The organism is Streptococcus sp. 3613 (genome assembly GCF_013277375.1).
GTDB classification, from domain to species: Bacteria; Bacillota; Bacilli; order Lactobacillales; family Streptococcaceae; genus Streptococcus; species Streptococcus pseudopneumoniae.
The window spans coordinates 1-10,578 of record NZ_VMMV01000047.1; the positions used below are offsets into that span (position 1 = coordinate 1).

At 40.9% G+C, this 10,578-nt stretch carries 9 protein-coding genes; 7 read left to right on the plus strand and 2 right to left on the minus strand.

Annotated features, from left to right (window positions below; translation table 11 throughout):
- The coding region (locus HT708_RS06420; protein WP_172926146.1) for a hypothetical protein at positions 1–186 on the plus strand (186 nt) is incomplete at its 5' end.
- A gap of 28 nt (positions 187–214) precedes the next feature.
- Here the strand turns inward: HT708_RS06420 and HT708_RS06425 are convergent.
- On the minus strand, positions 215–1,177 hold the full coding sequence (locus tag HT708_RS06425; protein WP_172926147.1) for an asparaginase: 963 nt from the start codon (positions 1,175–1,177) through the stop codon (positions 215–217).
- A 65-nt stretch (positions 1,178–1,242) separates the two neighbouring features.
- Between HT708_RS06425 and HT708_RS06430 the strand changes: the two genes are divergently transcribed.
- Positions 1,243–2,634 carry a Cof-type HAD-IIB family hydrolase gene (locus HT708_RS06430; protein WP_000453150.1) on the plus strand — a complete coding sequence of 464 codons (1,392 nt, stop codon included), beginning with the start codon at positions 1,243–1,245 and terminating at the stop codon, positions 2,632–2,634.
- A 120-nt stretch (positions 2,635–2,754) separates the two neighbouring features.
- Here HT708_RS06430 and HT708_RS06435 read toward each other — a convergent pair whose 3' ends face one another.
- A complete protein-coding gene (locus HT708_RS06435) occupies positions 2,755–3,207 on the minus strand; it encodes a universal stress protein (protein WP_050208772.1) in 453 nt (150 codons plus the stop codon).
- A 161-nt stretch (positions 3,208–3,368) separates the two neighbouring features.
- On the opposite strand from HT708_RS06435, the gene HT708_RS06440 reads away from it, so the two are divergent.
- The 5 genes from HT708_RS06440 to HT708_RS06460 form a co-directional block, all read left to right on the plus strand.
- On the plus strand, positions 3,369–3,671 hold the full coding sequence (locus tag HT708_RS06440; RefSeq protein WP_172926148.1) for a hypothetical protein: 303 nt from the start codon (positions 3,369–3,371) through the stop codon (positions 3,669–3,671).
- Positions 3,672–3,745: 74 nt separating this feature from the next.
- The gene (locus HT708_RS06445) at positions 3,746–4,249 is read left to right on the plus strand and encodes a hypothetical protein (RefSeq protein ID WP_240156201.1); all 504 of its coding nucleotides are present in this window, start codon (positions 3,746–3,748) and stop codon (positions 4,247–4,249) included.
- A 143-nt stretch (positions 4,250–4,392) separates the two neighbouring features.
- The gene (locus HT708_RS06450) at positions 4,393–5,607 is read left to right on the plus strand and encodes a pyridoxal phosphate-dependent aminotransferase (RefSeq protein WP_050208835.1); all 1,215 of its coding nucleotides are present in this window, start codon (positions 4,393–4,395) and stop codon (positions 5,605–5,607) included.
- 144 nt (positions 5,608–5,751) lie between these two features.
- Positions 5,752–5,886, plus strand: a complete 135-nt coding sequence (gene rpmH / locus HT708_RS06455; protein WP_000831907.1) for a 50S ribosomal protein L34 — start codon at positions 5,752–5,754, stop codon at positions 5,884–5,886.
- A gap of 760 nt (positions 5,887–6,646) precedes the next feature.
- Positions 6,647–10,578: Rib/alpha-like domain-containing protein (locus HT708_RS06460; RefSeq protein ID WP_172926149.1), on the plus strand; the 3,932-nt coding region annotated here is incomplete at its 3' end.

The window sequence follows — 10,578 nt, forward strand, 5'->3', positions numbered from 1 at the left end:
ACTGACGAAGTCAGCTCAAGTCCCTGCTTTGAGCTTGTGGATGAAACTGACGAAGTCAGCTCAAGTCCCTGTTTTGAGCTTGTGGATGAAACTGACGAAGTCAGCTCAAGTCCCTGCTTTGAGCTTGTGGATAGAACTGACGAAGTCAGCTCAAGTCCCTGCTTTGAGCTTGTAGATGGAAGCTGACGTGGTTTGAAGAGATTTTTCAAGAGTCTTAGCCTTCCATATAGTCTTTCAAAGCTTGCCCTGTTAGTCCGGCATTGAGGGCAATGAGGAGTTTCAAGCGGGCTTTTTGGGCGTTGAGTTCTTTAATAAAGAAGACACCAGATTTTTGTAATTGCACGCCCCCACCTTGGTAGGCATAAACAGGCTCAGCGATACCGTTAAAGCATCGTGAAACCAGGGCGACTGGGATTCCTTTTTGTAGAAGGCTTTCTAACTTTTCAGCCGTTTCTTTGGGAATATTACCAGCTCCGAAGGCTTGGATAATCAAACCGTCCAAGTGTTCCAAATCCAGCATATCAATCAGCTCATCTGTCATACCAGCATAAGCAGAGATGATAGGGACTAATCCTTGTATGTGATCAAGGTCAAAGCGAACACGAGGTTCAGCTGTTTTAAAGTAGAGGATTTCCTGTTTCATAATCAGACCAAGGGGACCGTGAGTAGGAGTCTGGAAGGTACCGACATTGGTCGTATGTGTTTTGGTAACATACTTGGCAGCGTGGATCTCATCGTTCATAACAACCAAAACTCCTTTGTCAGCAGCCTTGTCATCGCTAGCTACCCGTAAAGCACTCAGATAGTTATAAACACCATCACTACCGAGTTCATTGGAGCTGCGCATGGCTCCTGTTAGAACGATGGGCATGTGGGGAATTTTCATGGTATCAAGGAAATAGGCTGTTTCCTCTAAAGTATCGGTTCCGTGTGTGATCACCACCCCATCGTAGTTATCTGCTTCCTCTTTGATTTTTTGGTAGAGAGCCAGCATATGTTTGGGTTTGATATAAGGGCTTGGTAGATTAAAAAAGTCCAAGGCATGAACTTGGATTCCTTCAAGTGGGTTGGACACATGATTCATAGGATTATCTGAACTCGTCACAACAGCGCCAGAAGCATCGGCCTGCATGGAAATAGTCCCACCCGTATGTAAAACAAGGATTTTCTTAGGCATGATTTACTTACTCTTTCTGAAATGTGGTATAATCATTGTATCACAAAAGGGGAGATTGGGATAGGATGGAAGTCAAAGCTGTTTTTTTTGATATCGATGGAACACTAGTCAACAATCGCAAGAGTGTTTTGAAATCCACTAGGGACGCGATTAAGATTGTTAAAGAACAAGGGGTGCTTGTCGGTGTAGCGACAGGGCGAGGACCTTTTTTTGTTAAGGAATTGATGGACGATTTGGACCTGGATTTTGCGGTAACCTATAATGGCCAGTACATCTTTACTAAAGACAGAGTCTTGTTCACGAGCCCTATTTCCAAGTTGCATTTGCGCCATCTAATTAGCTATGCTAAAAAAGAGGGCAAGGAGATTGCCCTAGGGACCAAGGATGCTATGCTGGGTTCCAAAATCATGTCCTTTGGTCTGGGTTCTTTTTCCCAACGAATCAGTCGCTTCGTTCCCTCTGTTTTAACTCGGACAGTGAGTCAGTCTTTTAATCGCATGGTCAGCAAGGTTGTTCCCCAAAAGGAAGAAGACCTGCTTCATCTGATGAATCAGCCTATCTACCAAGTTTTGATGCTGATGACGCCAGAAGAATCTGAGAAGGCGGCAGCTGATTTTGAAGACTTGAAATTGACACGTAGCAATCCTTTTGCTGCGGATGTCATCAATCAAGGAAACTCTAAATTGGAAGGCATTCGACTAGTCGGGAAAGAATATGGCTTTGACCTCAACCAAGTCATGGCCTTTGGAGACTCGGACAATGACCTAGAAATGTTGGCGGGTGTCGGTATGTCTGTGGCTATGGGAAATGGTAGTAGCAGTGTCAAGGAAGTTGCCAAGCACATTACCACCAGCAATCAACAAGACGGAATCCACAAGGCCTTGGAACATTTTGGTGTTTTGGCTTCAGAAAAAGTCTTTGTCAGCCGTGACTATCATTTCAATAAGGTCAAGACCTTCCACCATATGATGGATGAACGGACTCAAGAAGAACCTCGAGCTTGGGATTTAGAAGGTGCAACCCATAGGGCTGGCTTTAAAATAGAAGAATTGGTGGAGTTTGTTCGAGCTGCCAGCCCTTCTGAAGAGGACTTTGGTCAAGCTCTATCGCAACTTCATCAAGCTCTTGATAAGGCAGCAGATAAAGTAGCTAAGAAGACGCCTGCTCAGCAAGATTTGATAGGTCAGGTGGATGCCTTGATTGACACGCTTTATTTCACCTACGGTAGTTTTGTCTTGATGGGGGTGGATCCAGAACGTATTTTTGACATTGTCCATCAGGCTAATATGGGGAAAATTTTTCCAGATGGCAAGGCTCATTTTGATCCAGTGACCCACAAAATCTTAAAACCAGATGATTGGGAAGAAAAATATGCTCCAGAACCTGCTATTAAAAAGGAACTGCAGCGCCAGCTCAAGGCTTATGAGCGTCATAAAGAGAGAAATAATACTCAATGAANNGAAGTCAGCTCAAAACATGTTTTTGAGGTTGCAGATGGAAGTTGACGTGGTTTGAAGAGATTTTCGAAGAGTATAAATAGTAAACAAAAAGGAGCGCTGAGCTCCTTTTCTTTGTGATTATAAGGTTTTTTCTTGTTCTCTCACAACCAGCAAATCGACCTTAGCATGGCGGAGGATGTATTCAGATGAAGAGCCGACTAAGAGGCGTTCAAAGGCGTTGAGACCGGTTGCGCCAAGGAGGATGAGGTCCACTTCCTCAGCATCGGGAATAGTACGTGCCAGTAGGGTCTTTGGATTTCCCATTTCAATGACGATATGAACATCGGCCACACCAGCATCTTTAGCACGTTTTTCGTACTCTTTCATCAGACTTTCAGCGTCGACTTGGAGTTGTTCGTAAACTTCAGCATCAAAGGTGGATACGCTTTGGAGAGCGCGTGTGTCAATGACATGGGCGATGGTGAGTTTAGCGTCGTTTCGTAGAGCAGAATGAACTCCCTTGACAAAAGCCAAGTCTGCTTCTTTAGAACCATCGATTGCGACCATGATATTTTGGTAACGTTGTGCCATAATGAAACCTCCTGAAATTTTCTTACTATCATTGTAAAACTTTTCACTATAGAAGTAAAGCAAAAAAAGTATTTTTCAAAAGAATGTTAGCGCTTAAAATCTATATAAATATATGATAAAATAAAAGAAAGGATAGCAGGAAAGAAGTGAAGGGAGGGAGAATGATGAAAAACTCTTTTCAAGAATCAAAAAATTCAAATTTCCTTTATTATGGAATCATCCTAGTTTCAGTCTTGGTAGAAGTGACCATGATCTGGCAATTAGAGAGTTTGGTACCGTTTCTTTATCCAGGTTTTGTTGGCTTTTTAGTCTTTCATTTACTCTACCATTTGGTATTATTCCTAGTCGCTAAAAGAAGTGGTCGCTGGGATTACTTGATGATATGGGGGCTTTTCCTCATGTTCAATCTTCTCTATGACTCCTTTTTAGGCTTGCTTTTTCTAGGTTTATCTTTTGGTATGTAGAAATTAGTTGAGGTGTTGATATGAGATGTTCTAAATATATAATTACAATGATGTTTGTATTGTTTACTTTTGGAATGGTTATTCCTGTTGTAGCTCAGGAAAATTCCAATAATATAGATCAATCAATTACTATTTTGAAAAAATACACTGAATTAGATGAATCGAATATTCCTTTTATTCGGACGGATATTATGGAAGAACAGAATGAAAATAAAGAAACAATAACTCTTGCAGAAATGGTGAATGAACTCGCTATAAGTTATAAAAATCAGAAGCTATCTCATAATAAAGTAATAAAAAGAATAAGAAGAGGTTTGATTCCTACTTATGGTAATTGGTGTGGTCCAGGTCATACAATGGATGATAGAAATGGGAATGCAATTGATATTTTAGACTGGGCATGTAAAGATCACGATATTTGTTATAGAGATAATGGATATTGGAATATTGATTGTGATAAACGATTTATCAAACAGTTAAAAGCTATTCTTGATAGTGACGTATTATCTCCAGATGGGAGATTATATGCATCTGCAGCCTATACCTTATTTTCTACTATGAGAAATTATGGTGGATAGTTATTCTCTTTAAACTCTCCTCTATTTCCTCGCTTTTAGCGAGGATTTTCTTCTATATAAATCTAGTAACAGCTTCCAGCAAACTTGTCGCATTCTTTTTCTAGTGGTATAATGTTACTAGTCTGATGAATGGAGGAAACAAGATGAAAGAATATAACAAGTCTAGTAAGTTAGAGCATGTTGCTTATGATATCCGTGGTCCGGTTTTGGAAGAAGCCATGCGGATGCGAGCAAATGGAGAAAAGATTTTACGTCTGAACACAGGAAATCCAGCAGAATTTGGCTTTACAGCGCCAGACGAGGTCATCCATGACTTGATTATGAATGCGCGTGATAGTGAAGGCTATTCTGACTCCAAAGGGATTTTTTCAGCCCGTAAGGCCATCATGCAGTACTGCCAATTGAAGAAATTCCCCAATGTGGCTATGGATGATATTTACCTTGGAAATGGTGTCAGTGAGCTGATCGTCATGTCCATGCAGGGGCTTTTGGACAATGGAGATGAGGTCTTGGTGCCTATGCCCGACTATCCTCTCTGGACAGCGGCTGTCAGCCTAGCTGGGGGAAATGCCGTTCACTATATCTGTGATGAAGCTGCAGAATGGTACCCTGATATTGCGGATATCAAGTCAAAAATCACTTCCAATACCAAGGCAATCGTCCTTATCAATCCAAACAACCCAACTGGAGCCCTTTATCCGAAGGAACTCTTGCTGGAGATTATTGAGATTGCCCGTCAAAACGACTTGATCATCTTTGCGGATGAGATCTATGATCGCATGGTCATGGATGGGCATGTGCATACGCCTGTGGCGAGTCTGGCACCGGATCTCTTCTGTGTCAGCATGAATGGTCTGTCAAAATCGCATCGTATCGCTGGTTTCCGTGTGGGTTGGATGGTTCTGTCTGGTCCTAAGACACATGTTAAGGGCTATATCGAAGGGCTCAATATGCTGTCCAATATGCGCCTTTGCTCTAACGTTTTGGCCCAACAAGTCGTCCAAACCTCCTTGGGTGGTCACCAATCAGTCGATGAATTACTCCTTCCTGGTGGACGAATCTACGAGCAAAGAAACTTCATCTACCATGCCATTCAGGATATTCCAGGTTTATCTGCCGTTAAACCCAAGGCGGGTCTCTATATCTTCCCCAAAATCGACCGCAATATGTACCGTATCGATGATGATGAGCAGTTTGTCCTTGATTTCTTGAAGCAGGAAAAGGTGCTCTTGGTTCATGGTCGCGGTTTTAACTGGCAGGAACCAGACCACTTCCGTATCGTTTACCTTCCTCGTGTCGAGGAACTAGCCCAAATCCAAGAAAAGATGACTCGTTTCTTAAAACAGTATCGCAGATAGGGCTTACATGAGAAAAAGCTGGAAACAATTGCTTAGAGCTATTGACAAAAGTGACAGAATCAGATAGAATGGTAAAGTATGTTTAGTAACTGATCACTTTATAGCCGGCTAAACGAATACAAAATCTATGAGGAGGTATTCATCGTGAAACGTACTTATCAACCAAGTAAACTTCGTCGTGCGCGCAAACACGGATTCCGTAACCGTATGTCAACTAAAAATGGTCGTCGCGTATTGGCAGCTCGTCGTCGTAAAGGACGCAACGTTTTGGCTGCCTAGTCCAAACCACGGAGAAGGAAAGTCAGTAGGAACTCGAGTCTACTGGCTTTTATTGTGCTTAAAAATAGGGGTAAGAGTAGATGGACCCGGTGTCAAAGATAGAGTAGCTTGAAGCTAGGAAAGTAGATAGCGACTGCTAAAACAGTTTTAGAAATTGCTTTGCATTTCCTAATCAATCTGTTGCGTTTTTATTTCCTTTCGCTATAGATCTGTCTGGTAAAGGAAGGGCTCGTCATAAGCTATAGTAGATTGAAACGAGAATAGGACACCTCTACTTCTAAAACATTGTTAGAAATCGATTTGACTGTCCTGACCGATTTGTCCTGTTCTTATTTCATTTCACTATAGTTGAACCATCTCAAGTTGAACCATCTCATTTTTAGGAGGGATGGATGGCTAACTTCCTTATAGAACTTTCAGTGAGATTCAGCGATGAAAAAAATGATAAAAGTGTCAGGATAAGTGTTGACTAATTTTATCAAAGTGGTATAATGTAGCTGTGATAGCTGTGATAGCTGTGATAGCTGTGATAGCTGTGATAGCTGTGATAGCTGTGATAGCTGTGATAGCTGTGATAGCTGTGATAGCTGTGATAGCTGTGATATTATAGTTACTTGAGGCTTAAGGGTGACCTCGTATCATCTCCTATCATTTACTCACTAGTAAGAATCACGGTGCTGTTTCTAGCTTCACTCTCTGAAGGAGTGGGAGTTGGGAAACTTATTTTTTATTATATCATTAGTCTTCTTAAGGAGGTAACATGGAAGATAAATCGAATTCACTCAGTAGGGTAAAGCGCCATCAACGCGAAAAAGTCTTGCGCTTCTCTATTCGTAAATATAGCTTTGGTGCAGCTTCTGTTGCGGTTGCGGCTCTTATGTTTATGGGGGCCAACGTTGTGAGTGCAGATAGCCCAAGCCAAAACACGTCGTCATCGACTACTGGTCTAGCTAGCCCGAAAGATGGGGAGCAGTCGTCTGAAGCAGGGCAGGAAAGGGATGAAAATCAAGCCGAAATAGCCAGTGAGCCTTCAGCAAATAACGAAGCTCAACCTGCTGAAGAGAAAGCTGCTACAGTTGATAACAGCCGCTTGAGCAAGCTAGTGGAAGAGGTAAGTGCTCTTCTTTCTACCGACTCGAAGCACGATTCTTCAGTTGTAAGTCCTATTAAGGAGCGACTTCAAAAAGGGAAAGAATTATTAGCCCGTGCTGATGCAGGTCAAGGGGAGCTTGACAGTCTTGCTGAGAAGTTGGAAAAGGACTTGGCAGTCTTATCAAGTTCTTCTAAAGAAGAAAGTCAGCCGCAGGGAAGTGAATCAGCGGATAAGAGTTCTTCTTCTGAAACGAGCGACCCTAAGGAGGAGGGCACAGACAGGGCTGCTTCTGCATCTGGATCAGAAAACAAACCTAGAAGAAGATCTAGGAGGGCTCTGGAATCTGTCCCGAATACTGTTAACGAAGGTGCTTTAGCAAATGTCAGATATTACGCTTCTGTTGACCCGGAAGAGAATAGTGGAAACAAAAAAAGGAATGATGAACCTGAGTTTACCAAAAATAAGACTGATATTAAGGCAACCTATGTGCAAGATAATGAAGGGAAATGGATTGTCTATGATGTCTACTTCAATAACGATGGTCATAGGATGGTTAGGAGTTCTTATCAACAACACTATTATTTCCTAGGACCTTTTAATATCATGGATCTTAACAGTAATGGAACTTATAAGTCTAATACAATAAAAGACCTAAGATTCACACGATACAGTAATACTGGTGGTAGAAGGCTTTCTGATGGGGGTCAAGGATTTACCCAAAAAGGAAATACTGCGGTAATCACGAGTCCAGCGCATCAGAAAGAACGTATTTTTGATGATGATAGACGTACATTTTATGATCCTAATTCAGGTGTAACAGGTAACAGCAAGCAATTATGGGAAGTATTTAAACATAACCAAGATGATAGTGATTTAAATCTACTTACAAAAGATAAAAATGGAAACTATCCTAGATATTCTTATTTTTTAGGAGTCGATGTTCGTAACAATAGTACAGATTATGCTATGCACATGCATGCTAAGATTAAACTTAGAGATGATGTAACTTTTGAAGAAGCAACTCAATACGGTCATGTTTTTGCAGCATCAGTAACCAAGGGACCTACTACTCAGCAGTCATATATTGTGGGGGCAAAGGGTGCGCGTTTACAAAGTGATCCAGAGGCACCAAAAGACCCAATTCAAGGTTTAACAGTTACAAAAACAGTAGGAGATGACGAAGGAGATTCAAGCAACCCTGTATCTTCAGGTTATGTTAAACATAAAAATGGTGGGACTTTCCCTCCAGGTATGAACTGGACTTGGGCAGGTGATAAATTGCCAAGTACAGCACAAGCCGGAGTATTCAAGTATATTTCTATTGCCACTTATAAAGACGGTTCTAAATCAACTGACGCCGGTTCTGGTTCAGATGGAACAGTTACATTAATTGTTAAACCAAAAAAACCAGCTATTACAACAGATGTTGCCAACAAAAAAGGCTTACCAAATCAACAAATTACTGTAAATGTTGGAAACGGAGTACCAAACGGTTCAACAGTTAAGCTTTATGATGGGAATACAGTTATCGGAACTGGAACAACTAACGGACAGACAGCTACTGTTACTGTTGCAGAAGCTCTACCAGGAAATCCTATTACGGCTGAAACAGTTGTGAATAATGGTGGAACAGTAACTTCTGATCGTAGTAATCCTGTTACTCCAACCCCTAAACCAGATACACAGCCACCTACATTGACTGTTACACCAGCAGAACAAACTGTAAAAGTTGGTGAGAAAATCTTATTTAATGTAAATGGACAAGATGATACTAAGGTGAATTTAGGCTTTTCAGATATATTTACAAAATATCCTAATCATCTATTTACGCAACAAACGATCTATTCAGTAAATACTGATAAACAAAAGACACTATCTATTGACCTTGGAGCGGCACAGGAAACTGATATTGGAGAAAAAACAGTTACCGTTAAGGCAACTGATGATGCTGGTCACGAAATTTCTAAGACAGTAAAAGTAAAAGTTGTACCAGCCACGAAAGAAAATGAAAAACACAATCCAACAGCAGAAACTCTTGAAATTGGAATCAAACAAGAATTAACAGATGAAGCAATTAAAGCAAAAGTTAAAAATTATCCAAGTAATGCGACGTTAAGTGTTAAACAAAAACCTGATACAGATACAACAGGTAACAAAACAGCTACAGTTATTGTGACTTACTCTGATAAATCAACAGATGAAGTAACAGTTCCAGTAGTGGTTCGTGATACAACTCCACCAAAAATCTACTGGGCTAAAGACGATGGTAGCAAAGTGGAGTTAGGAAAAACTCATGCAGAAGGACAAAATATAGTTATTCCACTATACCGTGGTGATGCAGTAAATACACGTCTTATCACTACAGATGATAGTGGAAAGGTGACGAACTTCAAAACGGAAAACTTACAAAGTGGTTTTAACTTTACACCTGTCAGTGGTACGGCAACAGAAGGTTCGCCATTAGGACAAAATGTAACAGGAACAGTTGGTTTAGGTGTTGCAAAAGGTAAGTATACTGGCCGTGCAATTTCAACAGACGGAACCAACACCACAACAGGATTCTTTGTTTTTGATGTACATGAACAGGCAGAAAAGTATACTCCAGCAGCAAATACACTGACTGTGCCATTTAATCATACTATCACAGATGATGAGGTTAAAGGAAAAGTCATTGCTAAACCTGGTACACCAGCATTCCCAAATGGAACCATCTTTGAAGTAGTTTCAAAACCTGAAACCAATACTGCAGGAACAGATAAAAAAGCAGTTGTAAAAATCACATATCCAGATAAATCAACTGAGAATATTGATGTCCCTGTTCATGTAGGAAAAGACTTAGCTAGTCAGCATCCACTGGAAGGTCAGACAGTAACTGTTACAGTTGGAGATTCATTAAAGACATGGAAGGGACGTGTAGATTCTAACCAATACACAAATGCACCAAAAGGACGTGGAAATGGTGTAGAATGGGGTTGGAAAGGGACAACGCCTAAAGTTGTTCAAGATACAGCAGGTGTCTTTAAGTACACAGCAACAGCAACTCATACTGATAAATCAGTAGCAGAATCTAATCCACAAGTAACCGTTATTGTTAAACCAAAAGCTCCAATGATTGAAACGGATTTAACAGGTAAGTCTAATCAAGAAAATGTCCCAGTAACTGTTTCTGTTGGAGAGGGAGTTAAAGATGGTTCAATCGTGACTCTTTATGGTCCAGATGAAACAACTGTTATTGGTACAGGAACTGTAACAAATGGGAAAGCAACTGCAATCATCACAGGTAAGGTTCCAGTAGGAAATATTACAGCTAAAACAACTGTTCAAACACCAGGACAAGATAATGTTGTGTCAGAACCAAGCCCAATTAAGGAGGCAACAAATATTGTTCCAACAGCCAAAACTCAAACAGTTGGGCTTAAGGAGCAACCGAATGCTAAGAACAGTATTGGTAATAATGGTGACCTTCCAAATGGCACAGATTACAAATGGAAGACGACACCAGACACTTCTACACCAGGTGACAAGCCAGGTATTGTAACTGTTACCTATCCAGATGGTTCAACGATTGATGTCCCAGTAACAGTGGATGTAACAACACC

Coding starts and splice junctions, on each gene's coding strand:
- HT708_RS06430 (WP_000453150.1), top strand. CDS start 1,243: ATGGAAGTCAAAGCTGTTTTTTTTGATATCGATGGAACACTAGTCAAC.
- HT708_RS06445 (WP_240156201.1), top strand. CDS start 3,746: ATGGTTATTCCTGTTGTAGCTCAGGAAAATTCCAATAATATAGATCAA.
- HT708_RS06440 (WP_172926148.1), top strand. CDS start 3,369: ATGATGAAAAACTCTTTTCAAGAATCAAAAAATTCAAATTTCCTTTAT.
- HT708_RS06425 (WP_172926147.1), bottom strand. CDS start 1,177: ATGCCTAAGAAAATCCTTGTTTTACATACGGGTGGGACTATTTCCATG.
- HT708_RS06435 (WP_050208772.1), bottom strand. CDS start 3,207: ATGGCACAACGTTACCAAAATATCATGGTCGCAATCGATGGTTCTAAA.
- HT708_RS06450 (WP_050208835.1), top strand. CDS start 4,393: ATGAAAGAATATAACAAGTCTAGTAAGTTAGAGCATGTTGCTTATGAT.